A 26,448-nucleotide genomic window follows, 5' to 3' on the forward strand; every position below is an offset into this window, starting at 1 on the left:
GGACGTCGCTACGGCACCACGACCGTCGACGTCCGGCCCCTGAGACCTGCTACCGTCCGGCGTCCGCCCCGCCGTCACTGCCGGCATCCCCGTCAGCATCCCCGTCACCGTCATCGAAACTGAGCCCCAGCTGCTCAAGCTCCGCCCTGAGGTTCTCCATCGACAGCTCGACCTCCTCTGCCCCCACCCCGTGAGAGTGCACATGCTCCCCGTGCAGGGCATCGATCCCCGAGGCCGCGGCCGCGGCCGACCCCTCGTCGACGGCGAGATCCATCGCGTCACCCAACTCGGCGTAACCGGGGTAGATGACCTCCCTCTCCAGAGACTCACGCAAGGGCTGGTCACAGAACGCGTTCTCCAGGGCATTCGTCGTCAGTTCCAGCAGCTGCCAGTACTCCAGGTCGAAGGCCTCGGCGAGCTTGACCATCTCACCACTCATCGTGCACCCGGAGACCAACCGGTTGTCGGTGTTGACAGTGCAGGTGAAACCCAGCTCATAGAGCAGGTTGAACGGGTGGTCCTCCACAGAGTCGCAGACCCCGGTCTGGGTGTTGGAGGTCGGGCAGATCTCGAGTGGGATTCTCCTGTCACGGACGAACCTGGCGACCTTACCGAGCTCCAGGCCGGACATCTCCGCCTCAATGTCCTCGTAGATTCGGACTCCGTGACCGATGCGCACGGCACCCTGCCGGAGCCCGTCCGCGACAGACTCCACACCCGCAGCCTCGCCCGCGTGCACGGTGACCGGGATGAGACTGCTGCGCAGCAGGTCGAAAGCCGCCACATGGTTCGACGGGGGGAAACCGTCCTCCGCGCCGGCGATGTCGAACCCCACGACGTAACCCTCCCCCGGGCTGTGTTCGCCGTAGTTGTCGACGAGCAGCTGGGCGATCTCCAGGGCACGGTCGGCGTGACGCATCGCGCACAGCAGCAGTCTCGCGTGGATCCGGTGACCCGCCTCCGCGGCAGCCCTCTCCCCCTCCTTGGCACCCTGGACCGTCGCCTCGACGACCTCCTGCAGGGTCAGGCCACCTGCGAGATGTTGTTCGGGGGCATAGCGCAGCTCGGCGTAGCACACACCGTCGGCGGCGAGATCCTCGACAGCCTCCCGGGTCACCCTGACCAGGGCGTCCCTCGTCTGCATCACAGCGGTGGTGTGGTCGAAAGTGGTCAGGTAGGTCGGCAGGTCCCCGGAGTTCGCGGCATCGAAGAACCACTTCTCCAGTTCACCGGGGTCAGTGGTCGGCAGACCGTCGTAGCCTGTCTCGGCGGCAAGCTCGACAATGGTCCGGGGACGCAGCCCACCGTCCAGATGATCGTGGAGCACGACCTTCGGCAGGGTGCGGACGATCTCGGGATCGACAGAGGAGTACGAGGGTTCAGTCATGGTCCCCCACGATACCGCCGGTATGCTGATCCCACGATGAACACTCCCCGGCTCCCCCGCCGACACTCCCGCACCGGCCCGACCCCGCTGGCCGTCGGAACGGGGACCGTGCTGGCTTTTCTGTCCCTGGCCGCCGTGCCCGCCGTCATTCCCGGCACTGTGCCGTACCTTGTTCCCGCAGCCGTGGCGGAGACCGGCCTCAACGGGATGCCCAGGGAGGCGTGGCTTCCCCTGACCGTCGACGCAGGGACACCTCTGCCCCGCGACCATGCCCTGTGGACCGACGACTGCCGCTACGACCTCAGACTGCCCAGGGCGTTCGACCGTGACGCCGCCCGGACCGCGGACACACCCCCGGTGGTCACGGTGCAACGTCCCGGACCCGGAGGTCCCGGCATGGAGAGCTGCGGAGCCGTCGCCGCCACCGGGGTGGACGTCCCGGAACGACTGAGTATCGGCAGCTACGTCCTCTACGACGTCGACACCGGTGACGTCCTCGCGTCCAAGGACCCCTACGGCCTGTACCGCCCCGCCTCGGTCATCAAGATCCTGCTGGTCATGGTCGCCCTCGACGAACTCGACCCGGACCAGACCGTGCCGGTCACCGGGGAGATGGCGAACGTGGACGGGTCAAAGGTCGGCGTGGGCCCCGGCGGCAGGTACACCGCACGGCAGCTGCTGCAGGGACTGGTGATGAACTCCGGCAACGATGCCGCACTCGCCCTGGCCGGAGCCCTGGGAGGAGAGGACGCCACCGTCACGAAGATGCAGGCGCTCGCCGATTCCCTGGGCACCCGGGCCACCCGCGTGACCACCGTCAACGGACTGGACACACCCGAGAGCCAGACCACCGCCTACGATCTGGCCCTGGTCTACCGCGCCGCATTTCTCCGGGAAGACGTCCGCACCCTCCTCGGTACACGGCAAGCGACGTTCCCCGGGTTCGGAGAAAACCCCGCCTTCCAGATCTCCAGCGACAACGGACTCCTCCACGACTATCCCGGCACCATCGGCGGCAAGACCGGATTCACCGACAATGCCCGGCACACCTATGCCGCCGCGGTCTCACGGGACGGCCGGACCTACGGGGTGGTGATGCTGAACGCGACACTGGCCGCAGGACGACCGTGGGTACAGGCGGAGGGAATCTTCGACGCCGCCTTCAGCGCCGCAGAGAAAGGCACAGGGTCAGACACAGAGTCAGCCACAGTCGGACAATTGTCCGGTCCGGACAGCGGAGGTTCCCCGCCAGAGGTATCCGCTGCCACCTCGTCAGGCGCAGATCCCACCCCGGGATTTCCGCCGGCCCCGGGCACCTCCGCAGGAGGGTGGGCCGACACCGGGACTGCGGTGGCAGCCGTCGTCGGGGCGGTCCTCGTCACGGGAATGGCGGCAATCACGGGGCTCCGGTGGATGCGGCGGCGACGGATCCGCGCGGACGACTGAACCGGCCGGGGCCCACGCGGGTACGTAAAGCGTGAAGGTCCCGCAGTCAGGCAGCCCCCGGCGTCCTCACTTCCTGCGGGACAGGCCGGCAAGAAAGCGTCCCACCTTCACCACCGTGCCACCGAGAAGGACCCCCGCCACGGCACCGACACCGACCAGTCCGGCCCTGCGGACGGCATCCTCCTCGCCCTGCTGCCGCACCGCACGTGCGCGCACCTCGATCACGGCCGGTTCCGGGGCGTCCGGAACCTCCTCGGCGAGAGCCTCCGGCGTGGTCGCGATCCAGGCGGAGCAGTACAGGGTGATACGCCACAGCAGGTACATCAGGACCATCACCCCGATCACCGGACCGAAAGCAGCACCTGCAGGATTCGACATCGTCGTGTTGAAGAACACCGTGGCGAACTGCTTGAAGATCTCCAAGGCCACAGCACCGATCACCGCCCCGCGCGCCGCCGCCTTCCGCGGGACATGGACCCGGGGGAAGAATGCGAGCATCCAGAACATCACGACCCAGTTGGCGACCAGGGCGATGAGCAAAGCGATGAACCATACGACGACCCTGATACCGGTGACGTGCTCAAGGTTGAGAACCTCGATGATCCGCCAGGTGAACCCGCCGGAACCCACAGCGGTCACTGCGAAAGCGATGACAAGGGCGAGCAGAAGACCGACCAGCCCCACGAGGTCGCTGATCTTGCCTTTCAGGAAATTGTCCGCGTTCAGCGGAGCCTTCCAGACAGAGGAGATCCCGGCACGCAGGTTGCCGATCCAGCCCAGACCGGTCCACAGGGACAGCACGATACCGATACTGAAGAGGCTTCCGCGCTGAGAGATCGCCTGGTTGAGAATGTCGGTGAGAGTGTCCCCCAGACTGCCGGACACCGAATTCCGGATCCGGTCGATGATATCGTCCAGAAGATCACCGTTGCCCGCCAGAACCGTGGCGATCGTGGCGAAAACGACCATGAGCAGCGGGAACAGGGAGAGCACGGAGAAGTAGGTGATACCTGCCGCGTAGTGGTTGCCTCCCTGGTCCCCGTAGCGCTCGTTCATGTGCATCAGGTGGTCGAACCAGGGCCACCTGTCGCGGAGCTTCTCCACCGGGGAAGGACCACTGCCGTTGTCCCCACTGTCTCCTCCCCCGCTGCGGGACACCGTGTTCCGGGAATCGCCCTCACCGGTCTTTCGGTCGTCGGTCTTCGTCGTAGTGGCGGCCATCGGATGTCCTCACGGTCGTCGGGTAGGTTGCTGAAGCGTCACACCCACATTAGGTGCCGGCGCCGCTTTTCGACGGATGTCCCGCATCTCGTCGCGTCGACGTCTTGGTCCGGCACCTGCCTGTACCGGCCCACAACCGTGCCGTCTGCACCTCACGGCCGGCCTCGTATCCCCTTACCGCAGCAGACCCATCCGCTCGTAGACTTTCGCGACCAGCGGCTCGGCGACTGCCTTCGCCTTGTCCGCACCCCGGTCGAGGATGCGCTGCAGCTCCGCGGGGTCAGCCATGTACCCGTCGTACCGGGCTTTCAACGGGGTGGTGAAAGCTTCGAGAGCGTCCGCGGTGTCCGCCTTCAGTGCACCGTATCGCGCCCCTGAAGCCTGGTAACCCTCCACGATCTCGTCGATTGTTCGGCCGGTCAGCGCGGACTGGATGACAAGAAGGTTGGACACACCGGGCTTGGCGTCCCTGTCGTACCTGATCTCGTCGTCATTGTCCGTCACAGCGGACCGGATCCTCTTCGCGGAGGTTTTCGGCGGGTCGAGCAGGTTGACGATGCCTTTCGGGTTCGTCCCCGACTTGCTCATCTTCGCCGTCGGTTCCTGCAGGTCGTAGATCTTCGCGGCACCGGAGGGAATGAATCCCTCGGGCACCACGAAGGTTTCCCCGTACCGGGCGTTGAACCGCTCCGCGAGGTTGCGGGTGAGCTCCAGGTGCTGTCTCTGGTCTTCCCCGACCGGAACCAGCTGGGGGCTGTACAGGAGGATGTCCGCGGCCATGAGCATCGGGTACATGAACAGTCCTGCGGAGGTCCGCTCAGCGCCGCGTCTGGCGGACTTGTCCTTGAACTGGGTCATACGTGACGCCTCGCCGAAGCCGGTGAGACAGGTCAGCACCCATGCCAGTTCCGCATGCTGCGGAACCTGCGACTGCACGAATATGGTCGACTTCTCCGGGTCGATGCCGAGGGCGAGCAACTGGGCGACACCTGCCGTCGTCCTGGCACGCAGAGCCTCCGGGTCCTGGTCGACAGTGATGGCGTGGAGGTTGGGGATGAAGTAGAAGGCGTCGTAGTCGTTCTGCAGTCCGATCCACTGCTTCACCGCCCCCAGGTAGTTCCCGAGGTGGTAGGAGTCTGCGGTGGGCTGGATTCCGGACAGGACACGCTGCACAGCGCCACTGGTGTCCGCGCTGACGACATCATCACTCATGGGCGGCCATTCTACAGGCCGGGAACAGTCGCTCCGCCGACTCCCTCCCGCGCGATGTCGAGCAGGGCTGCGGCGTCCCTGTCAAGGTTGCCGTGACGGGGAAACACCGCCCTGATCAGCCTCCGGAAGGTCACGTCCCGGACCGGCACCCGCACCAGCTCACCCGTCCTGAGTTCCCGGGACACCGCCCGCGCCGCGATCACCGTCGGTTCACCCATCCCGGTCACCGCCGCCCTCTGCGCCGACAGTGACCCGAAGACCCCGGCAGGTTCGGCGACTGTCCCGAGGACGCCCTCGACAACGTCCCGGGAGCCGGAGCCGCGCTCACGCATGATCAGGGGGGTTCGCCGCAGTTCTGCGGCGGTGACACCCACCCCGGTCCGTGCATCCCTGTGCGCCCAGGGATGTGAGGCAGGGACCACGAGAACAAGATCGTCGACGCCGACCACCGCCGAATCCAGGCCGTGGCTCACCGTGGTGCCCTCGACGAATCCCAGGGGGCATTCGCCGTCGGCGACGGCGTCCCCCACCGCCGCCGAGTTACAGGGGTGGAGAAGCACCCTGACCTGGGGGTTCTGTCGGTGGAACCGGGCAGCCCACGAGGGGAAGTACAGTTCGGCGACCGTGTTGGACACGGCGACGGTCAGGGAACGGGCGGCGTCTGGTCTGGCGGCCCCGGCGACCACCCGGGAGAAGGTCCCCGCGGCGTCAAGGTAGCTGTGGGCGGCGTCGAGTACGGTTCGTCCCCTTTCGGTCGGTTCGGAGCCTCCGATTCCCCGCCGGAACACCTTCACCCCGAGGGTCTTCTCCGCGGACGCCACCCGTGCACTGACCGTCTGCTGGCTGAAGCCGAGGGCCCGCGCGGCGGAGGCGATACTGCGGTGCTCGTCTACTGCGATGAGCGTCACCAGTTGGTCGACCGGGGGGACATTGGGGTACATACCGGCATTGTATCCCCGGTCACAAAGCTCTCCTGTACCTCCGACAGCAGATCTCGTTACCCCAGGTCAACGCATATCTGTCCTAGCGTCGAACGCATGTCGTCACGGCACAGACTCACCCCGGCAGGCCCGGCAGACTCCACCACACCGAACTCCGGTCCCACACGGACGCCACGACCGGCCACGGAAACCGCACCACCTCTGCCCGGTCCCGGAGCAGCCTGGGGCGGTGCGGTCATGGGCCTGTCCGTCACCGCATCCCTGCTCGGCGTCCACGTCTCCACCGGTGTCGGTACCGCGGTCACCGCAGTCGCCGCAGTGGTCTTCATATCCCTGGTGACCGGCACAGTCCGAGCGCCGATGTTCGATGACGTACCAGCCTGGTCGATGATGACGATGGGGGTGCTGGCCCTGGGGTCCGCGGCAGACACCAACCTCGGGTGGGCCGGTACGCACGCCGCAACCTGGATCATCGGTTCCGCCGCCGCACTCGTCGTCTTCGCCGTCCAGTGCACCCGTCTGGTCCGCAGGAAGGTCTCCGCAGTTTTTCCGGGAGTCCTGCCGCTGGTCACACCGATGGTCGCGGCGACGAACGCCGCACAACTCGGTCACCCCCTCCCAGGCTCGGTCTTCTTCTTCGCCTCGCTGCTCACCGCCCTGCCCGCCTTCGCCCGGGTCTATAACTCGGCAGGGCGCAGACCTGCCGGCGGCGAACCCGTCCTGGTGGGCGGCGACCTTCCCGGTCGGCACCTGCAGCCTGGGCACCCACACACTGGCCGCCGCCACCGGGGAGGGGTGGATTGACGTGGTCAGTGCCGTCCTTCTCGTCCTGCTGTGCATCCACGTGGTGGCGGCCACCGCAGGTGTCGCCTTTCGTCTGGTACTGCAGTAGGGCACCTCACCCTACCGGTACTCCGCCATCACCGGAGAGTGGTCGCTCCACCGCAGGTCGTAGTCCGGGGCCTTGTCGACCCATGCCCGGACCGCCCGCTCCATCAGTGGTGCGGTGGCCGCCTGGTAGTCGATGCGCCAGCCGGCCCCGGTGTCGAAGGCCTTGCCTCTCCAGGTCCACCACGAGTACGGTCCCTCGGTCTGCTCCGGGTGCAGTCTGCGCAGGACGTCGAACCACCGGGGGTCCCGGGCAGGGCCGGCGGTGAGCCGGGCGCGGGCGACCTCTGACGGGGTGTAGTCCACCGCCCCGGCGAATGCCCCGACCGGGCCCGCCGGATTGCCGGTGCGGCCGGAGTCCGTGGCGTCCCCGATCTGGCTCACGGCATCAGGGTAGGTGCCGAAGACCGAGTCCATGAACGCCCGCTCATCCGGCAGGAATCCCGACTTCTTACGGTTGGGACGCCAATTCTTCAGGTCCGCCCGACGGTGGCAGATGTTCCAGTCGCCGCCGACGACCATCTGGTCGCCCGTGGACGCGCACTCGTCGAGCCAGAGACCCATCACGTCGAGGAAGCGGTACTTCTCGTCCTGTCTGACGGTGTTCTCCGTCCCGGACGGGAGGTACACGCTGGCCACCGTGATGCCCGCGGTCCGCGCCTGGATCCACCTGCCGGAGTCCCGGAATTCCCCGGCACCGGGTACGTCACCGAAACCGATGCGGACGTCGGTGATCCCGTGGCGGGAGAGAACGGCCACCCCCGCGCGTCCCTTCGCCGCGGCCTCCGCCTGGACGAGGTTCCAACCGGACGCCAGGGCCGGCGCCAGGGCCTCCTCCGTCTGGGCTTCGCTGGCGCGGACTTCCTGGAGCAGGACCACGTCGGCCGGAGTCTCCTCCAGCCAGGGCAGCATCCCGTGGTTGTTCTCGTTGCGGTGCTTGACGGCGGCTCGGATGCCGTTGACGTTGACGGTGGCGACAGTGAGGCTCATGGAGCACAACCATAACGCCACCCCGGACGCCGCGGCCGGCACCTCCCAGTGCGGGCTTCCCGCACAGACCTCCGTAAGCAGCCCGTGGTACCGGTTTCACTCCTGGGTACCGGTTTCACTCCTGCGCGGCATGCCGCCGGTAGAGCAGGTGCGCCGGTATGAACACGGCAAGCCCCGCCAGGGCCAGACCGGCACCAGCCAACGCCGGCGCGGAATAGGAGTAGCCGTGGTCGATCACCAGGCCGCCGATGGCGGCACCCGAGGCGTTGGCGATGTTGAAGGCCGACTGGTTCATCGCCGCGGCCAGGTTCTGGGCCCTGCCGGCGACTTCCATGAACCTCGTCTGCATCACGATGACGAGAATTCCGCCACCCACCGACACCAGTCCGAAGAGCAGGATCGCCAGCGGAGCCACGGTGCTGCCGAAGTAGAAGGCCACGAGCATGCACGCCATGACGAGGAAGGCGAAGACGATAGACCGGTCGATGTTACGGTCCGCCAGTCTGCCACCCACCATGTTTCCGACGACCATTCCGATGCCGTACACCATCAGCACGAACCACATCATGTTCTCCGGGTAGCCCGCACGGTCCGTCATCGTCCAGGAGATGTAGGTGTACACGCAGAACATTCCGCCGAATCCGACGGCCCCGGACAGGAGGGTGAGCCAGACCTGGGAGTTGACGAGGGCCCCGGCCTCGGTCGCCGGCCTGGTCACGGGCATGAGTGTCATGTGGGGCATGGACACCCACAGTCCGACGAGGGTGGCCAGGCCGATCAACGCGACGACGCCGTAGGCCGCCGACCAGCCGAGCACGGATCCTGTCCACTGGGCTGCGGGTACCCCGATCACCGTTGCGGTGGCCAGGCCCAGTGATATCCGTGCTATCGCCTGACCCCGGCGTCCCGGTTCCGCCATGGACGCCGCGATGAGATTCGCCACCGCGAAGTAGGCGCCGTGGGGGAAGCCCGCGATGAACCGCGACACCATGAGAAGTCCGTAGGAGTGTGCGAACATGCTGAGTCCGTTGCCGACGGTGAACGCGACCATGAGCAGGATGATGAGCCGGCGGCGCGGTATGTGACCGGTCAGGGTGGTTATCAGCGGCGCGCCGACGACCACCCCCATGGCGTAGGCGGTGACGACGTGGCCGGCCTGGGCCTCGGTGATCCCGAAGTCGTCGGCGATGTAGCTGAGCAGGCCCATGGAGACGAACTCGGTGGTCCCGATCCCGAAGCCGCCGAGGGCCAGGGCGGCCATCGCCACCGGGCGTCTCCTGCGCCCCATTTCGGTCTGCCGGGGCATGGGACGTCGTTGCGGATGAGGTAGACGGAGAGGGGTACGGTGCAGTGAAGCCATCGAATCAAGCATTCTTTCATCACCTTTTTAGGGTGTCGGGCGGGGCGGGGAACCTGGTTCCGGGTTCCTCTCCTCTGTTCGGGGCAGTCCGGTGAAGCACCTATGCGACCACGGACGGCGCCGGACCGCAAACTCTGGAACACCACATGTGACCGGCGTATCACCGCTCGGCCGTCATCGCATTCCGGGCACTGTGACCTGCATGACAGTCCCCTTCGCCTTCCCGGTACTGCCACACCCTCGACACGTGGATGACACTGCTTTGCCGTATCATCGTCCACGTAGATTCCGGCGACACCGCGCGCCGCAGAATGACGAGACGACTACACCGGACGTGCACCGAAGACCGTGTCGGCGACCGTCCACAGCGAGAAGACATAAGGGAGTACCTGCCCATGGCCAGAATCATCTACACACGTACCGACGAGGCACCGCTCCTGGCGACCTATTCTCTACTGCCTGTCATCCAGGCTTTCACCGGCACCGCCGGCGTCGAGGTCGAGACCCGTGACATCTCACTCGCCGCACGCATCCTCGCCGCATTCTCCGATCTCCTCCCGGAGGACCAGCGTGTTCCCGACACTCTCGCGGAACTGGAGCAGATCACCCGGTCCCCCGAGGCCAACATCATCAAGCTCCCGAACATCTCGGCGTCCGTCCCGCAGCTCAAGGCCGCTGTCGCCGAACTGCAGGCCGACGGTTACGCACTCCCCGACTACCCGGACGAGCCGGTCACCGACGAGGAGAAGGACGCCCGGGCCCGCTATGACTCGGTGAAGGGGTCGGCGGTCAATCCGGTCCTGCGCGAAGGCAACTCCGACCGTCGTGCCCCCAGGGCCGTCAAGAACTTCGCCCGCAAGCACCCGCACCACATGGGCGCCTGGAGCAGTGACTCGAAGACGAACGTCGCCACCATGTCCGAGGGTGACTTCCGCCACAACGAGAAATCCGTGATCATCGACGGAGACGACACCCTCCAGATCCGTCTCGTCACCTCCGACGGCAGCGTCACCGTGCTCAAGGAGTCCCTCCCGGTCCTGGACAAGGAGATCGTGGACGCCACGGTGCTGCACGCCGCAGCGCTCGACGGTTTCCTCGCGGCCCAGGTCCAGCGTGCCAGGGAGGAGGGCGTCCTGTTCTCCGCCCACCTCAAGGCCACGATGATGAAGGTCTCTGACCCGATCATCTTCGGCCACGTCGTCCGCGCGTTCTTCGCGGACGTCTTCGACCGCTACGGTGACACGCTCCTGCCCCGCGGCCTCAACGGGGAGAACGGACTCGCCGCGATCCTCTCCGGTCTCGACAACCTGGAGGACAAGGCGCTCGCTGAACAGATCCGTGCCGCCTTCGAGAAGGGCTTCGCCGAAGGACCGGCCATCGCGATGGTCAACTCCGAGAAGGGCATCACCAACCTGCACGTACCCTCCGACGTCATCGTCGACGCCTCGATGCCCGCCATGATCCGCACCTCCGGGCACATGTGGAACAGGGACAACCAGGAGCAGGACACCCTCGCCGTCATCCCGGACTCCTCCTACGCGGGTGTCTACCAGGTCGTCATCGACGACTGCCGCCGCAACGGCGCCTTCGATCCCACGACGATGGGCACCGTCCCCAATGTGGGTCTCATGGCGCAGAAGGCCGAGGAGTACGGCTCCCACGACAAGACCTTCAGGATTCCCGCCGACGGTACCGTCGAGGTCGTCAACAGTGCCGGTGAGGTCCTCATGTCCCACACGGTCGCCACCGGTGACATCTGGCGCGCCTGCCAGGCCAAGGACATCCCCGTCCGCGACTGGGTGAAGCTCGCGGTCACCCGGGCCCGTGCCACCGGTGACCCGGCCGTGTTCTGGCTGGACCCGACCCGCGCCCACGACCGCAACATCCGCAGCAAGGTCGAGGAGTACCTCGGGGACACCGAACTCGTCGGAGACACCGAGGGCCTGGACATCCGGATCCTCTCCCCCGAGGAGGCGTGCCAGCTGTCCGTGGACCGCATCCGCGCCGGGAAGAACACCATCTCGGTCACCGGCAATGTGCTGCGTGACTACCTGACCGACCTCTTCCCGATCATGGAGCTGGGGACCAGCGCGAAGATGCTGTCCATCGTTCCCCTGATCGCAGGTGGTGGACTGTTCGAGACCGGTGCGGGCGGATCCGCCCCCAAGCACGTCCAGCAGCTCATCGAGGAGGACTACCTGCGGTGGGATTCGCTGGGCGAGTTCCTCGCACTGGCTGAGTCGCTGCGCAAGCTCGGCGAGACCGACGACAATCCCCGGACCCCGATCCTCGCCGACGCCCTGGACGCCGCCACCGAGAGGGTCCTCAACGAGGACAAGTCCCCGGCCCGCAGGATCGGTGACATCGACAACCGTGGCAGTCACTACTACCTGGCGTCCTTCTGGGCCAGGAATCTCGCCGACCAGACCACGGACCCGGAGCTGGCCGAGATCTTCACCCCGGTCGCCGAAGCTCTGGAGAGCAACCTGGAGACAATCAAGACCGAGATGCGTGGCTGCCAGGGCCATCCGGTCGACCTGGGAGGCTACTACCTTCCGGACGACGAGAAGACCTCGGCGGTGATGCGTCCGTCAGGCACGTTCAACGACATCATCGACGGTCTGGCCGCCCGCCGCAGGGAGCTCGCCGGCAGCTGAGTCCGACCGGCACACCCGTCGAGGTGACAGCGCGCCCCGGGGTCCGGGACCAGGAGACTGGTCCCGGACCCCGGGGCATTTCCCTGTCCTGCGGCAGGGGCACCGACAACAGGCGTCAACAGTATTCACGGTTTTCCGTAACTACCCTCCATGCGGGGGTGTCAGACGTCCACCGTGGCAGTGGGCGGGGGTAAACGATCGTATGATCAGGGGTGAAGGGCATTCCGCCCGGACAGTACCCACACCACACCCCACCAACTGAAAGCCGGGTGTCCGTCACCATGACCAACTCCCAGACAGACCGCCAGACCAACGCCGCCGAGACCCCGCGGGAAGCCCCTCTCCTCGAGCTCAGAGGCGTCGACATCGCGGCCGTCGCCGACGACGGCGCGGAGACCACCATCTGCCACGACGTCACCCTCACCGTCAACGAGGGTGAGCGTCACATCCTGCTCGGCCCCAACGGTTCCGGGAAGTCCACGCTCCTCGCCGGGATAATCGGGCTCCACCCGTTCCGGATCACCTCGGGCACCGCCACCCTCCGCGGCGAGGACATCACCACCATGGAGCTGGAGGAACGCGCCCGGGCGGGCATCGGCCTCGCCTTCCAGCGTCCGCCCGCACTGGCCGGCGTGTCCGTCGAAAGACTGGCCGCAGCGGTCGGGGCCTCCGACAGGCTGGAGTCCGTGTCCTCGGCTCTGGGCCTCGACCATCTCGACGACCGTGACGTCAACTGCGGTTTCTCCGGAGGGGAGGCGAAACGTTTCGAGGTCATGAAGCTTGCGCTGCAGGGACCTCAGCTGTGCCTCTTCGACGAGCCGGAGTCCGGAGTCGACCTGGAGCAGGTCAACGTCGTCGGTCGGGCGGTCAACGATCTGCTCAGCTCCACCGATGACCGGGGCCGCCGCCGGGCCGGGCTGATCATCACCCACACCGGGTTCATCCTCGACAGTCTCGACGCCACTGAAGCGCATCTCATGGTCGACGGCACGATCGTCAGTTCCGGGGACCCCCGGGAGATGTTCGACCGCATCCGTACCGACGGCTACCACCATGAGCCTCAGTGAGCGTCCCTGAAGGCGCCTCCACCACCTGACAGTCACCGCCCGACAGTCACCGCCTGACAGTCACCACCGGGGCCCGCACCGGGTCCCACCGATCATCCACCGAAAGGACGCGATCGTCATGACCGCCCCCGCCACCACACCCACCACCGCGGACACCGGAACGACCGCCGCCGAATTCTCCGCCACCGTCGGCCCGGATGCCGCGGGCCCTGAACTCCTCGCCCAGGTCGGGTGGGAGGACCCTGCCCGTCGCTCGTCCACCACGGTGGTGCTCGACCACGGATACTCGACCATGGACTCCAGTGACCCGGACGTCATCGTCCTCCCCCTGGCGGAGGCACTGACCACCTATCCGTGGGTCCAGGACCTGATGTGGAGCCTGATCAGTCCCGACGACGACGACACCCTGCGCCGGGCGTTCGAGTCGACCAGGACACCTCTGGGCACGTTCACCTGGGTCAGAGACAATGCGCGGGTCGAACTGCCCCGCCAGTCCTTCACCGTCATGACGGTGCCCCAGGAACGGCAGTTCGTCCACGACATCACCGTGATCGGCCGGAACGCCGAGGTGGACTCGGTGTCCGGTTCCGCTGTCGCCCCGGGACTGACCCGCGGCACCCATGTCTCCGTTGGTGAAACGTTCATCGGGGAGGGAGCGCGCCTGCGCAGCGTGGATGTCGACCGCTGGGGCCCGGAGATGACCGTGTACACCTACGACCGAACCAGGGTCGGCGAGGGCGCGGTGCTGAGTTCGGTGTCTGTCGCCGTCTCCGCCTTGAAGAAGGCCCGGTCCAGTTCCGTGACGGAACTGGGGAAGGACGCCAGGTGCACCTCCCACAGCATCGTGTTCGCGCCTGAGGGTACTGACCGGGGCATGGAGGACCTCACCGTCATGACCGGCCCCGGAGCCCAGGCCGAAATGGTGGCCAGGATGGTCAGTGACGGAGGTCGCATCCGCAATGCGTCCACACTGACGTCGACGGCGCCCGATGTCAGGGGATTCCTGGAGTGTGACGGCCTGCTTCTCCGCGACGGGGGCGGCATCAACTCGGTGCCTTCCCTGGACGCGAGGGTCGCGAGGGCACAGCTGTCGCACGAGGCGTCGGTCGGCATGATCGACGACGAGAAGCTCGACTACCTCAAGGCCCTCGGCATGGACGAGGACGCCGCCAGGGACCTCATCGTGCAGGGCTTCCTCAACCTCGAAGACGACCGTATCCCGGCCTCGGTCCGCGACCGGGTCACGGAGCTCGTTTCCGCCGCCCGCGGTGCAGAGAAGTTGTGACACTGTCCGGCAACTCACGGGTGAACAGCTTGGTCTACCCCCTTCACCACTTCTGACCAGGAATAATACGGAGAACTAGACCGAGCTGTTTGCCATTTTCCCGCACCGTCCACTACTGTTCTGTCCCAGCGAAACATCACGTTCCCGAACCTGATCCTGAAGGGGCAGTACATGACCACCAAGTACGACAACAGCGACGTCTCCAACTGGGGATTCGCCTCCCGCGCCATCCACGCCGGCCAGACCGTGGACTCCGACACCGGTGCCCGTAACCAGCCGATCTACCTCACGGCCTCCTACGTGTTCAACTCCGCCGAGCACGCCAAGCAGCGTTTCGCCCTCGAGGACCTCGGCCCCGTGTACGGACGTCTGACCAACCCCACCCAGGAAGCCCTGGAGAACCGGATCAACTCACTGGAGGGCGGCGTCCACGCCGTGGCCTTCGCCTCCGGACAGGCCGCCGAGACTGCGGCGTTCCTCAACCTCGCTGACGCCGGTGACCACATCGTCACCTCCGCCCGGCTCTACGGCGGCACCGAGACCCTGTTCGCCGTCACCCTCGCCCGTCTCGGCATCGAGGTCAACTTCGTCGAGGACCCGGACAACATCGACGCCTGGCAGGCGGCCGTCCGTCCGAACACCAAGGCCTTCTACGGTGAGACCTTCGCCAACCCGCAGGCCGACGTCCTCGACATCCCCGCTGTCGCCGAGGTCGCGCACAGGAACAACGTCCCCCTGATCGTCGACAACACTCTGGCAACCGCCGCCCTGGTCCGTCCCCTCGAGCTGGGCGCCGACGTTGTCGTGGCGTCCCTGACGAAGTTCTACACCGGCAACAGCTCAGGCCTCGGCGGCATCCTCGTCGACGGCGGCAAGTTCGACTGGACCGTCGAGCGCGACGGCAAGCCGGTCTTCCCGCACTTCGTGACCCCGGACCCCGCCTACCACGGCCTGAAGTACGCTGATCTCGGTGAGCCTGCCTTCGGCCTCAAGGCCCGTGTCGGTCTGCTCCGCGACACCGGCGCAACGCTCTCCCCCTTCAACGCCTGGGCCACCATCCAGGGCCTGGACACCCTGGCGCTGCGCGTCCGCCGTCACAACGAGAACGCCAGGGCGGTCGCGGAGTTCCTCGACGCCAACCCCGCCGTCGCCAAGGTCAACTACGCCGGCCTGCCCTCCTCCCCCTGGTACGCCGTGAAGGAGAAGCTGGGACTGGAGTTCACCGGTTCGGTGCTCTCCTTCGACCTCGCCGTCGACGACGCCTGGTCTGACGAGGCCCAGGACAAGGCCTGGACGTTCATCGACGCCCTCAAGCTGCACTCCGACCTCGCCAACGTCGGTGACGTCCGCTCCCTGGTCGTCCACCCCGCCACCACAACCCACTCCCAGTCTGACCAGCACGGGCTGGAGAGGGCCGGGATCAACCGGGCCACCGTCCGGCTGTCCGTCGGTATCGAGGACGTCGACGACATCATCGCCGACCTCAAGCTCGGCTTCGCCGCACTGGCGTAGGGCGGCACAGTGACCGCCGACCCCGCCCTGCTCCCGGAAGCGTACAGCTCCACGACACTGTCGATCGGAGATTTCACGACCGAGGCCGGCATCGACATTCCGGGAGCACAGCTGAGACTGTTCGCCTTCTACGACCCGGCGGACGCCCCGGCGGACCACACGGGCTCCGACAGTCCCCTGTCCCCGGCCGACGTCGTCGACCGCCCGGTGATCCTCATCGAGCACGCACTCACCGGGGACGGCAACGCCGTCGACTGGTGGCCGGGCATCATCGGTCCGGGCCTTGCCCTGGACACCACCCGGTACCTCGTGCTGTGCGCCAACTGTCTCGGCGGCTGTCAGGGGTCCACCGGCCCGTCCTCCGAACATCCTGACGGAGGACGGTGGGGTTCACGTTTCCCGGCGCTGTCCATCCGCGACCTGGTGGTCGCGGAGAAGCAGCTGCTTGTCGACGTCCTCGGCATTGAACGTCTCCGGGCCGTCATCGGCGCGTCCATGGGTGGTGCGCGGGTGCTCGAATGGTCGCTGATGTACCCGGGCATGGTCGAGGCGGCACTGCCCGTCGCCGTGTCCGCCCGCGCCTCTGCCTGGCAGATCGGTATGCAGTCGGCACAGATCCGGTTCATCACCACCGATCCGGACTGGCAGGGCGGCGACTACCACGGCACCGGTCGTATCCCCGCCCGTGGACTGGGGCAGGCCCGCCGTATCGCACACCTGACGTACCGGGGCGAGCTCGAGTTCGACGAGCGCTTCGGTACCGACCCCCAGGAGGGCGAGAATCCCTACGGTCCGTACTGGTCCCCGGACCAGCGGTTCTCCGTCGAGAGCTACCTTGACCGACAGGCGGAGAAGCTCGTCGGGAGATTCGACGCCGGCAGTTACGTCATCCTCACCGACGCACTCAACCGGCATGATGTCGGACGTGGCAGGGGCGGCATGAACAGGGCCCTGGGTTCCTCGGAGGTTCCGACGATGGTGGCCGGCGTGGACACCGACATCCTCTACCCCTACCACCAGCAGGAGCATCTCTCCCGGAATCTCGGTGACTTCATCGGACTGTCGAAGATCACCTCCCCTACCGGGCATGACGGATTCCTCACGGAGACCCGTCAGATGAGCCTGATCCTCGAGAAGTTCCTGACCAAGGCGGAGCTCCTGGCCCGCCGCTGACACCGTCGCCGGGGGCAGGTTACAGACTTGCCATTCCGGCGGCGGCCGCGGTAGGCTAACCGGGTCTTCAGCGCAGTTCAACGCTGAATGTCCATCCATGTCCGGGTGGCGGAATGGCAGACGCGCTAGCTTGAGGTGCTAGTGTCCTATTAACGGACGTGGGGGTTCAAGTCCCCCTCCGGACACAGTGAGCGGTTCACGAACCGCACCGGCCGGAGGTCACAGACCCGAGAGAGTCTGTGACCTCCGGCTAGGCTCCGTGTCCCAGTTCGGTGGCCCGGGCGTAGAGGTGCGAACCTGCGCTGTCCTCGGACAGTCCGAGGGCGTTGGCGTCCCCCCTGGTGATCTGTGCGGTGAACGGCACACCTGTCACGGCGTCCTTCAGTTCGACCCGCACCTCGAACCCCAGCACGGCGACACGGTCGATGACTGCCTCCCGGACGGCGGTGGCGGGCACTTCATTGCCGGGTACGGCGAGATCCGAGGTCAGGCCGAGCCGGATGTCGTGCGGTCGCACCGTCTGCCCGTCCAGTTCGGTGACGTGGCCGAGGAAGGACTGCACGAACGGTGTCGCCGGCCGGTCGTAGAGTTCGGCGGGTGTCCCGGTCTGTTCGATGTGTCCGGCGGAGAGGACGGCGATGCGGTCCGCGACGTCGAGGGCCTCCTCCTGGTCGTGGGTGACCAGGACCGTGGTCACGGTGAACTCCTCGTGCATGTGACGCAGCCAGGTCCTCAGGTCCTCCCGGACCTTGGCGTCCAACGCACCGAAAGGTTCGTCGAGGAGAAGGACGCCCGGATTCGGCGCCAGAGCCCGGGCCAGGGCCATCCTCTGGCGTTGGCCACCGGACAGTTGGGCGGGATAGCGGGTCTGGTAGCCCGCCAGTCCGACAATCTCGAGGAGCTCGTCGACCCGGGCGGTGATCTCGGCCTTGGGTCGTCTGCGCACCGTCAGGCCGAAGGCGACATTGTCCCGCACCGTCATGTGTTTGAATGCGGCATAGTGCTGGAAGACGAAACCGATACCACGGTCCTGGGGGCTGAGGTGGGTGACGTCACGGCCGTCGATGGTGACGGTCCCGGAATCGGGAGTCTCCAGACCTGCGATGGTGCGCAGCAGGGTGGACTTGCCGGATCCTGACGGGCCGAGGAGGGCGGTGAGGGATCCTTCCGGTATCTCGACGGAGACATCGTCGAGGGCCCTGAAGTCACCGTAGCGTTTCACTGCGTGGGACACGGAGATGGTCATCGGTTCACCTTCTGCTGCTTCTGGAGTGCGGTCATGATGACCAGGACAATGACGGCGACGGCCATGAGGAGGGTGGCGGCCGAATAGGCGCCGTAGACGTTGTGGTCGTCGATGTAGCGGGAGTGGACCAGCAGGGTGAGTGTCTGCCCGCCTCCGGCGAACCCGGAGGCGACCATGATCACGGCACCGAACTCCCCGAGGGACCGGGCGACGGTCAGTGCCACACCGTAGGACAGCCCCCACCGGATCGAGGGAAGGGTGATCCGCCGGAATGTCTGCCACCGGGACGCTCCCAGGGTGGCGGCTGCCTGCTCCTGGTCCGTGCCGATCTCGTGGAGAACCGGCTCGACCTCCCGGACGATGAACGGCAGGGTGACGAAGATGGTCGCCAGGACCATGCCGGGCAGGCCGAAGATGACCTGGAACCCTGTCGACTCGATTCCGCCGAACCAGCCCCCGTGACCCCACAGGAGGATCAGGGACACCCCCACGATCACCGGGGACACGGAGAAGGGCAGGTCGACGACGGCCTGGATGATGTTCCTGCCGGGCAGGTTTCCGCGGACCAGCCCGAGTGAGACGACGATCCCGAAGATCACGTTGAGAGGCACGACGATGATCACGATGAGCAGTGAGGTCTTAAGTGCCGAGATCGCCGCCGGGGTGGTGATCCACGCCCAGAACTGGTCGAGTCCCGGGGACAGGGCGCGCCACAGGATGGTGCCCACCGGGAGGACGACGAGGACGCCTATCCACGCCAGTGCGAGGATCCGGAGGGTGAGGACAGTTCTGCGTGACAGCGTCATATGCGCTGCTCCTTCCGTGATTTCGCTTCACCGGCGAACCGGAGTCCCAGCAGCACCAGGAAGGTGACGGCAAGGAGCACGACGGAGACCGCTGCCGCGGCATGGGGGACGTCGGACTCGATCTGCTCCTGGATGTACTGGGAGGCCACCTGGGTCTCGCCCGGGATGTTGCCTCCGATGAGGACGACCGACCCGAATTCTCCGAGTGCCCGTGCGAAGGCGAGGCCGGTACCGGAGAGGATCGCCGGGACCAGGGCCGGCAGAATGATGCGACGGAAGATGGTGGCGTTGTTCGCGCCGAGTGAGGCCGCAGCCTCCTCGACATCACCGTCGAGTTCCATGAGAACCGGCTGGACCGCACGGACGACGAAGGGGAGGCAGACGAAGGCGAGGGCGATGACCAGTGCCGGTCGGGTCGCGTTGAGTGTGATGTGCAGGGGACTGTCCGGGCCGTAGAGGCTGAGCAGCACCAGGGAGGCGACGATGGTCGGCAGTGCGAAGGGCAGGTCGATCAGGGCGTCGACGACCTTCTTTCCCGGGAAGTCGTCCCGGACCAGGACCCATGCCACCAGGGTTCCGGTGACGGCGCTGATGACGCCGACCACCGCGGAGACGACGATGGTGACCCGCAGGGCGTCCAGGGATCCGGTGGCGGTCACCGCATCCCGGAACCCGGACCATCCCTCACCGAACGCCTGGGTGGTCAGGGCAGCCAACGGGAGGAGGACGATGACGGACAGCCACAGTACCGCTGTGCCCATGCTGAGCTTGGAGGCCTGTGCAGGCCGGCTGAGTACGGTTGTCATGACTGCCCTCCGTATATCCCGGTGACCGCGCCGTCGGTGCCGAAGAGCACGGCGTCGACGAGAGGCCAGCCCTTCTTCGCGTTCTCACCGGTGGCGAGGTCGGGGAAGAGACCGGTGAATTGTTCGGCGAGGTCGTCGATGCTCCACACGTTGCGGGTGGGACGGAAGGCGTCACGCTGGTCGGCGGGCAGCGAGTCGATCACCGGTGTCGTCCCGGAGAAGAGGTCGGGTCCCGGGCGGAAGCCCTGTGACGCCCACCGGGTTTCGGCGTCCGGACTGAACAGGTAGTCGCGGAACGCCGTGGCCGCGGCGTCGTCACCGACCTTGTCCCCGGTGACGACGGCGACCGGGTTCTCGATCCGGAAGGTGTCGGTGGGGTTGAGGTAGGTGATGTCGTCACCGTCGCGGGCGAGCAGGATCGCCTCGTTCTCGTAGGACAGCAGGACGTCGCCCTGACCCTGTTCGAAGGCGCTGGTGGCTTCCCTGCCGGACTTGGGCCGGACATGGATGTGCCCGGTGACCAGTTCCGTGACCTTCTCCAGGGCGGTGGCGTGGGCGGCTGCGGCATCTCCGCGGTTGTCCTCGAGCGCCTGGAAGTACCACCCTGCGTAGGGTGCCAGGAGGTTCCATTTCGCCGACCCTGAGCTCGCGGGGTTGGGGGTGATGATCTCGATTCCCGGGGCGAGGAGATCGTCCCAGTTGGTCAGGTTCTTCGGGTTACCGGCGCGGGTGACGAAGGAGACCACGGAGCCGAAGGGGACCGACCGGCCCGATTCATCGCCGGGGATGTCCTTCTTCCAGTTCTCGTCGACGAGACCGGCCTTCACCAGCCGGGTGATGTCGGGTTCCAGGGAGAAGTTCACCAGGTCGGCGGGCACGTGCCGGGCGACTTTACGGGACTGGTCGCCGGAGGCTCCGTAGGATTCGGCGAATCCGGTGTCCCGACCTTCGTCGGTCTGGCGGTAGCCGGCGATGACCGCTTCGAATCCCGGTTTGGGTACCGAGTAGGCCACCAGGTTGACCCGGTGAGACCCGGAGGAGACGTCGGTGCCGTCCGGGTCGTCCGTGGTTCCGCCGGGCAGCGCGAAGATGACGCCGAGGGCGACGACCCCGAGTCCGGCGAGCACCACCCCCGGACCTGTCCCTGTGTTCATCCGTTCTCCTGCGGGTTGATCGACCGGAAACTCAGACAGACTGCTCTGTCTATAACAGGTTGACACGTTATCCCCGGCCCCGGCGCAGGCCCGGGTATTCGGAAGTACGTGAATGAAATACTTGACACAGGACGCCACGGCACTCACTGAAATGCCGCGGCGCACCTCCCCCGGCCGTGACCGACTGCCCCCTCAGCTCCCCAGTGAGTCGATCGACAGCGCCGTGAAAGCCAACAGGACGCCCACAATCACACAGAACCAGGAGTCGAACTTCCTCGAACGGACGGCGAAAACCCCCAGGATCCGGGAATCGACCCACCACCGGATCAGTCCCAGCCACACCATCCCCGCCCCCACCGCCACCGTCCCCTTACGCCAGTGGTCGGTGAAGATGAGCACGGCCCCGGCCGTCACCACCACCAGGAACAGCACCACCGACAGCATCTGGAGGTTCCGTGTGACCCTCGAGGGCGGAGTCGCGGCGTCATGCGGATTCGCCAGCAGCTCACGACGTTCGGCGTCGCTCAGCGGCACCACGTCAGCCTGGTCGTCCGTCCCGGAGGCCACCTGGTTCTCCCCGCTACGCCAGACCTGCGAGCCGCTCAGCGCGCTCGACAACGTTACGCACCAGGAAAGCCCTCGTCAGAGGACCGACACCCCCCGGATTGGGAGCGACAGCACCGGCGACCTCCCACACGTCGGGGTGCACGTCCCCCGCGAGCCTGCCGTCAACCCTGGACACCCCGACGTCAAGCACCGCCGCCCCCGGCTTCACCATGTCAGCGGTGAGCATGTGCGCCCGGCCCGCGGCGGCGACGATGATGTCGGCGTCACGGGTCTCCCGGGCGAGATCCCTCGTCCCGGTGTGGCACAGAACCGTCGTCGCATTCTCGGTCCGACGGGTCAGCATCAGTCCGATGGGCCTGCCCACCGTCACGCCCCGGCCGATGACCACGGCCTTCGCCCCGTCGATCTGCACCCCGAACCGGCGCAGCAGCGAGATCGCACCGTTGGGGGTGCAGGGCAGCGGCGCGGGTTCATTGAGGACCAGTTTGCCCAGGTTCACCGGGTGCAGACCGTCGGCGTCCTTGGCGGGGTCGATGCGCTCCAGCACCTCGTTCTCGTTGAGGTGACCCGGAAGCGGCAGCTGGACGATGTACCCGGTACAGGCCGGGTCTGCGTTGAGCTCGTCGATGACCCCGAGAAGTTCCTCCCTGGTCACGTCGGCGGGAAGATCCTTCCGGATGCTGTTGACCCCGATCTGCTCGCAGTCACGGTGCTTCATCTTCACGTACGACCGGGAGGCCGGGTCGTCCCCGACCAGCACCGTCGCCAGCCCGGGAGTCACACCCCGTTCCTTCAGCGCGGCCACCCTGGTGGTGAGATCGGCGAAGATCTCGTCCCGGTACAGTTTTCCGTCCAGCTTCATCGCAGTCACGGCGTCCATCCTATCCGCCGCAGACACCGTGGGAAGAGCCGGACCTGCTCACACCGCCCCCGGGAACCCCGCCTGCCGCCACGCCTCGTGGGCGGCGACAGCGGCCGCGTTGGACAGGTTCATGCTGCGCCGCCCCGGCAGCATGGGAATCCGCACCTGCATGGTCACCCGGGGATCCTCGAGTGCGGCGTCCTCCAGGCCCGTCGGCTCCGTCCCGAACATGAGCACATCCCCCGGCTCGTACCTGACATCGGTGTACCAGGTCCGCGCCCGGGTCGTGAACGCGTAGACGTGCCGTGCCCCGTGGCGGAGGAGGTGGCGCAGGGCGGCGTCCCGGTCGTCGTGGAGGGTGACCGACGCCAGATCGTGGTAGTCCAGCCCGGCGCGGCGCACGTGCCGGTCACTGAAGTCGAACCCCAGCGGGCCCGCCAGGTGCAGTGCCGCACCCGTCCCGGCGCACATGCGGATCGCGTTGCCCGTGTTCGGGGGGATCACAGGCTGGTCGAACAGAACCCGGCAGAACGGGGTACCGGGCATCTCACATCCTCCAGAAGGCGCGGAGTGCGTCCGTGAACCAGACAAGGTCCCTCACCCCGGCCATCTCCCGGGCCGAGTGCATCGACAGCAGGGGAATCCCCACGTCAACGGTGGGGATCCCGAGCCGGGTGGCCGTCACAGGTCCGATCGTGGAACCGCAGGGGACGTCATTGCTGGAGGCGAAGACCTGGCACGGCACACCGGCAGCCGCACAGGCCCTACGCCACAGTGCCGCAGTCACCGCGTCCGTCGCATACCTCTGGTCGGCGTTGACCTTGAGCACCGGACCCGAGTTCATCACCGGGTGGTTGAGCGCGTCGTACCGGCCGACATAGTTCGGATGGACGCTGTGTGCCGCATCTGCCGACACACAGACCGAACGTGCGTACATCGCCCGGGTCAGATCAGTCGATGCCCCGAGACCTGCGGCGATGCGGACCAGCACATCCTCCAGGACCGGGCCGGCGGCACCGGACGCCGACGCTGACCCGACCTCCTCGTGGTCGAAGGCCGCGAACACACGGATGTCCGCGCCTCCTGTCCCGCGGTCCTCTCCCCCGCCGCCGGACGCCACGGTCAGTAACTCCGACGACCCCGACAAGCCCGTCGACCCCGGCGACCTCAGGGCTTCCAGACCGGCGAAGACACTGCTGAGGTTGTCCATCCGGCCGGCGGCGATGAAGTCGGACTCCGCACCGAAGATCTCACCGTGCTGGGCGTCGACGGTGATGAGGTCGTGGGAGACGATGTCCTGTGCCGTCACCTCCGTCCGTGTTCCTCCCGCCGTCCCTTCGCCCCGGTCGACAGCGGCCCGGGCGACGACATCGAGGACCGTGGGAGTGTCCGCCCCCACCGCGAGGACCGGCTGCATGTGTCGCTGACGGTCGAGGGTCAGACCGGTGTTGACGCTGCGGTCCAGGTGCACGGCTAGATGCGGGACCCGCAGGACCGGGCCGGTCGCCACGAGCAGTTCCCGTCCGTCGGCCAGGACTATCCTTCCGGCGATACGCAGTTCACGGTCCAGCCAGGACGGCAGTATCGCACCGCCGTAGATCTCCACGGCAGCCTGACGCCACCCCGCAGGACCTGCCAGGTCACCGACCGGCTTGAGCTTCAGCCCGGGAGAGTCCGTGTGCGCCCCCACAATCCGGAAACCGGACGTGGCGGGGTCCGCCCCCACCGGGATCTGCCAGGCCACCACTGCCCCGCCCCGGACGATGAAGTGACCTCCCGGTGCCACCGCACCGGTGCCCCCGTCACCGTTCCACGGCGTCCTCTCGTCTTCACGGGTGAATCCCGTCTGCTCCAGACGTCGGGCCACCTCCGCGGCGGCGTGGTAGCTGGACGGCGACGCGGCGATGAAGTCGGTGAACCGGCGGGCGAAGGCCACGGCGGAATCAGACGGCACAGAGTCGGGCGAGGGAGAGGTCATGTCCTCCAGTTAACCACCGGTGCGGACACGTCGGCCCCGCCCACCTTCCGGACCCGCCCGGTGTACCCTCCCCCCGCTCAGTCGGCCACCCCGTGCCGCCGCAACCACCCGACCATGGCCTCGGCAATGCGCTGACGGTTCACCTCACGGACGAAGACGTGACCCTCGTCCTCCAGTTCCAGGGCCTGTGTAAGAACCCCACGGTCGTCCAGGGCGGCCTTCATCTGCCGGTACTCGCTCGGCGGGACGTTCGTGTCGTGGAGACCGTGGATGAACAGGACCGGCGTCCTCACCTCCCCGCCGTCGAGGACCCGGCGCAGGGGTGAGACCGACCTCAGCAGTTCACCGTCCTGGATCGGGTACCCGTACTTCGGGTACGCGGCGGAGGCGATCCACGGTTCGGTGTTCCGGTAGAAGGTCTCCAGGTCGCTCATCCCGCAGGCACAGACCGCGGCGCGGAACAGGTCCGGAAACCAGGTGACCGCGATGTTGACCAGGTAGCCGCCGTAGGAACGACCGCTGACGGCCAACCGCGCCGGGTCAGCGAAACCGGCGTCCACCAGGAAATTCGCCGAGTCCTCCAGGTCCCTGATCCCGGAGAACCTGCCGTACCGGTTGTCTGCGTGCTGAAAGACCCGGCCGCTGCCGGACGACCCCCGGATGTTCGGGGTGAACACACTGACCCCTGCGGAGATCACCGCGCGCAGCACATCATGGTGCTCGGGTCTGGACTGCCCCTCCGGACCACCGTGGAAGTGCACGAGCGTCGGCTGCGGACCCGCGGCGGTGCCCCCGTCGGCGCCGGCCGCCCGGTACAGCCAGCCGGACAGTTCCACCCCGTCGCGTGCCGTGTAGTGCACCAGCTCCGGTTCACCGGGACGGGACCCGGAACCGCCCTCCCCCGCCACAGCGGTCGAATGACCGGTACGGGTGTCCACCAGGTGCACCGTCGGAGGTGACCCGGGACTCTCCACCGTCAGCGCCAGCACCGACCCGTCGTCGGTGAGTCTCGGCCCGCGGGCGACGAGGCCGGGGAGCGGGACCGCACGCCGGACCAGCACCCGCTGGTCCCGGTCTAGCTGCAGGAGCTCCAGGGAGGACCTGCCGGACCTGTTCCACAGGACCGCGGCGGTCGCCTCGTCCCTGCTGACACAGAACTCGTCGACGTCAGCCTCACGGTGGGCGATGAGGTCCCGGCTGCGCATCACACCGTTTTTCGCGTGGACCCGCAGCACCCGTCGCCGGTCACTGTGGTGGTCACTGCACACCAGCAGCACCGGCTCACCGTCACTGCGGGGAGGGAGGATGCAGCCGGCGTCCGTCGTCGCTCCGGGCTGGGGGGGCAGCAGAGGACGCCACGAGCCGTCCGGCCCGATGAGCAGCAGTTCACGGTTGGCCCGGGGCCCCACCCTCATCAACGCGTGTCCGGCGTTCGCCGCGACGAGCTTCCCGTCCACCCGTCGGTCGATGACCTGCGTGGACCCGTCGTCCGGGGAGACCAGACGCCCCTCGGCCACACCGTCGTCACGGACCGCGTCGACCGCCAGCACACCGGAGTTCCATTCCACCAGGGATGTCTTGGCGTCCGAGATGTCGCGCAGCAGGACCGCGGAATCGTCACCGGGATCGGTGGACACCAGCCAGATCTCGGTGCGTTCGGTCCCGCTCGCAGCGATTTCCACGGCCAGCCAGTGGGCGTGCGGGGAGTACCTCACCGCCACCGCCGGTCCGTCGGTGGGGATCCTCACGGGACGGGCCGGCCCCAGGACCCCGTCGACCAGCGGTGCCTGCATGGCCACGGGGAGACCGTCGGGGACGGCGTCATCCCGGAGAACGAACGCGAGTGCCGAACCGTCCGGGGCGATGTCGACGGCGGTGGTGTGCTTCACG

23 protein-coding genes and 1 tRNA gene are annotated in these 26,448 nt (G+C 67.1%); 9 read left to right on the forward strand and 15 right to left on the reverse strand.

What is annotated here, in order from left to right:
* Positions 1-49 precede the first annotated feature (49 nt).
* A complete protein-coding gene (locus BN3906_RS02795) occupies positions 50-1,387 on the reverse strand; it encodes an adenosine deaminase (RefSeq protein ID WP_066583794.1) in 1,338 nt (445 codons plus the stop codon).
* 36 nt (positions 1,388-1,423) lie between these two features.
* Between BN3906_RS02795 and BN3906_RS02800 the strand changes: the two genes are divergently transcribed.
* Entirely contained in the window at positions 1,424-2,833 is a 1,410-nt protein-coding gene (locus BN3906_RS02800; RefSeq protein ID WP_078057060.1) for a D-alanyl-D-alanine carboxypeptidase family protein, read from the forward strand.
* Positions 2,834-2,899: 66 nt separating this feature from the next.
* Here BN3906_RS02800 and yhjD read toward each other — a convergent pair whose 3' ends face one another.
* From yhjD to BN3906_RS02815, 3 genes are all read right to left on the reverse strand, one after another.
* Positions 2,900-4,054: an inner membrane protein YhjD gene (gene yhjD / locus BN3906_RS02805; protein WP_227871193.1), complete on the reverse strand. Its 1,155-nt coding sequence runs from the start codon at positions 4,052-4,054 to the stop codon at positions 2,900-2,902.
* A gap of 174 nt (positions 4,055-4,228) precedes the next feature.
* Positions 4,229-5,266, reverse strand: a complete 1,038-nt coding sequence (gene trpS, locus BN3906_RS02810) for a tryptophan--tRNA ligase (RefSeq protein ID WP_066583802.1) — start codon at positions 5,264-5,266, stop codon at positions 4,229-4,231.
* A gap of 11 nt (positions 5,267-5,277) precedes the next feature.
* Entirely contained in the window at positions 5,278-6,207 is a 930-nt protein-coding gene (locus BN3906_RS02815) for a LysR family transcriptional regulator (RefSeq protein WP_066583804.1), read from the reverse strand.
* A gap of 96 nt (positions 6,208-6,303) precedes the next feature.
* Here BN3906_RS02815 and BN3906_RS02820 point away from each other — a divergent pair, with 96 nt between their 5' ends.
* The gene (locus BN3906_RS02820; protein WP_261796812.1) at positions 6,304-7,011 is read left to right on the forward strand and encodes a TDT family transporter; all 708 of its coding nucleotides are present in this window, start codon (positions 6,304-6,306) and stop codon (positions 7,009-7,011) included.
* Entirely contained in the window at positions 6,965-7,099 is a 135-nt protein-coding gene (locus BN3906_RS14960) for a hypothetical protein (RefSeq protein WP_261796875.1), read from the forward strand. Before BN3906_RS02820 ends, BN3906_RS14960 begins: the two co-directional genes overlap by 47 nt.
* 11 nt (positions 7,100-7,110) lie before the next feature.
* Here the strand turns inward: BN3906_RS14960 and BN3906_RS02825 are convergent, their stop codons facing one another.
* Positions 7,111-8,085, reverse strand: a complete 975-nt coding sequence (locus tag BN3906_RS02825; RefSeq protein ID WP_066583810.1) for an exodeoxyribonuclease III — start codon at positions 8,083-8,085, stop codon at positions 7,111-7,113.
* Between the two features lie 115 nt (positions 8,086-8,200).
* On the reverse strand, positions 8,201-9,457 hold the full coding sequence (locus BN3906_RS02830; RefSeq protein ID WP_066583813.1) for an MFS transporter: 1,257 nt from the start codon (positions 9,455-9,457) through the stop codon (positions 8,201-8,203).
* 383 nt (positions 9,458-9,840) lie between these two features.
* Between BN3906_RS02830 and BN3906_RS02835 the strand changes: the two genes are divergently transcribed.
* From BN3906_RS02835 to BN3906_RS02860, 6 genes are all read left to right on the forward strand, one after another.
* Positions 9,841-12,102 carry an NADP-dependent isocitrate dehydrogenase gene (locus BN3906_RS02835; RefSeq protein ID WP_066583816.1) on the forward strand — a complete coding sequence of 754 codons (2,262 nt, stop codon included), beginning with the start codon at positions 9,841-9,843 and terminating at the stop codon, positions 12,100-12,102.
* Positions 12,103-12,383: 281 nt separating this feature from the next.
* Positions 12,384-13,169 (forward strand): ABC transporter ATP-binding protein, encoded by a 786-nt coding sequence (locus tag BN3906_RS02840; protein ID WP_078057208.1) that lies wholly within the window; start codon positions 12,384-12,386, stop codon positions 13,167-13,169.
* 118 nt (positions 13,170-13,287) lie between these two features.
* Entirely contained in the window at positions 13,288-14,454 is a 1,167-nt protein-coding gene (locus BN3906_RS02845) for a SufD family Fe-S cluster assembly protein (RefSeq protein ID WP_078057062.1), read from the forward strand.
* A 171-nt stretch (positions 14,455-14,625) separates the two neighbouring features.
* Positions 14,626-15,966 carry an O-acetylhomoserine/O-acetylserine sulfhydrylase gene (locus BN3906_RS02850; RefSeq protein WP_066583819.1) on the forward strand — a complete coding sequence of 447 codons (1,341 nt, stop codon included), beginning with the start codon at positions 14,626-14,628 and terminating at the stop codon, positions 15,964-15,966.
* A gap of 9 nt (positions 15,967-15,975) precedes the next feature.
* Positions 15,976-17,139: a homoserine O-acetyltransferase MetX gene (gene metX, locus BN3906_RS02855; RefSeq protein WP_066583826.1), complete on the forward strand. Its 1,164-nt coding sequence runs from the start codon at positions 15,976-15,978 to the stop codon at positions 17,137-17,139.
* A gap of 99 nt (positions 17,140-17,238) precedes the next feature.
* Positions 17,239-17,324 (forward strand) — tRNA-Leu (locus tag BN3906_RS02860).
* A 65-nt stretch (positions 17,325-17,389) separates the two neighbouring features.
* Here BN3906_RS02860 and BN3906_RS02865 read toward each other — a convergent pair.
* From BN3906_RS02865 to BN3906_RS02905, 9 genes are all read right to left on the reverse strand, one after another.
* On the reverse strand, positions 17,390-18,385 hold the full coding sequence (locus tag BN3906_RS02865) for a sulfate/molybdate ABC transporter ATP-binding protein (RefSeq protein ID WP_066583829.1): 996 nt from the start codon (positions 18,383-18,385) through the stop codon (positions 17,390-17,392).
* Positions 18,382-19,191 (reverse strand): sulfate ABC transporter permease, encoded by an 810-nt coding sequence (locus BN3906_RS02870; RefSeq protein ID WP_066583832.1) that lies wholly within the window; start codon positions 19,189-19,191, stop codon positions 18,382-18,384. Before BN3906_RS02870 ends, BN3906_RS02865 begins: the two co-directional genes overlap by 4 nt.
* Positions 19,188-19,997 (reverse strand): sulfate ABC transporter permease subunit CysT, encoded by an 810-nt coding sequence (gene cysT, locus BN3906_RS02875; RefSeq protein WP_066583834.1) that lies wholly within the window; start codon positions 19,995-19,997, stop codon positions 19,188-19,190. Before cysT ends, BN3906_RS02870 begins: the two co-directional genes overlap by 4 nt.
* Entirely contained in the window at positions 19,994-21,151 is a 1,158-nt protein-coding gene (locus BN3906_RS02880) for an extracellular solute-binding protein (RefSeq protein WP_066583836.1), read from the reverse strand. The genes cysT and BN3906_RS02880 overlap by 4 nt, the downstream gene beginning before the upstream one ends.
* Before the next feature lie 192 nt (positions 21,152-21,343).
* A complete protein-coding gene (locus tag BN3906_RS02885) occupies positions 21,344-21,718 on the reverse strand; it encodes a DUF3017 domain-containing protein (protein WP_078057063.1) in 375 nt (124 codons plus the stop codon).
* Between the two features lie 13 nt (positions 21,719-21,731).
* Complete coding sequence (locus tag BN3906_RS02890) at positions 21,732-22,589, reverse strand: bifunctional methylenetetrahydrofolate dehydrogenase/methenyltetrahydrofolate cyclohydrolase (protein ID WP_110482435.1); 858 nt, start codon at positions 22,587-22,589, stop codon at positions 21,732-21,734.
* A gap of 48 nt (positions 22,590-22,637) precedes the next feature.
* Complete coding sequence (locus BN3906_RS02895; protein ID WP_066583845.1) at positions 22,638-23,126, reverse strand: tRNA (cytidine(34)-2'-O)-methyltransferase; 489 nt, start codon at positions 23,124-23,126, stop codon at positions 22,638-22,640.
* Between the two features lies 1 nt (position 23,127).
* Positions 23,128-24,558 carry a M18 family aminopeptidase gene (locus tag BN3906_RS02900; RefSeq protein ID WP_078057064.1) on the reverse strand — a complete coding sequence of 477 codons (1,431 nt, stop codon included), beginning with the start codon at positions 24,556-24,558 and terminating at the stop codon, positions 23,128-23,130.
* A gap of 77 nt (positions 24,559-24,635) precedes the next feature.
* The gene (locus BN3906_RS02905; RefSeq protein ID WP_066585940.1) at positions 24,636-26,447 is read right to left on the reverse strand and encodes an alpha/beta hydrolase family protein; all 1,812 of its coding nucleotides are present in this window, start codon (positions 26,445-26,447) and stop codon (positions 24,636-24,638) included.
* Between the last annotated feature and the right edge of the window lies 1 nt (position 26,448).

The organism is Corynebacterium provencense (assembly GCA_900049755.1).
Classification (GTDB): Bacteria; Actinomycetota; Actinomycetes; order Mycobacteriales; family Mycobacteriaceae; genus Corynebacterium; species Corynebacterium neomassiliense.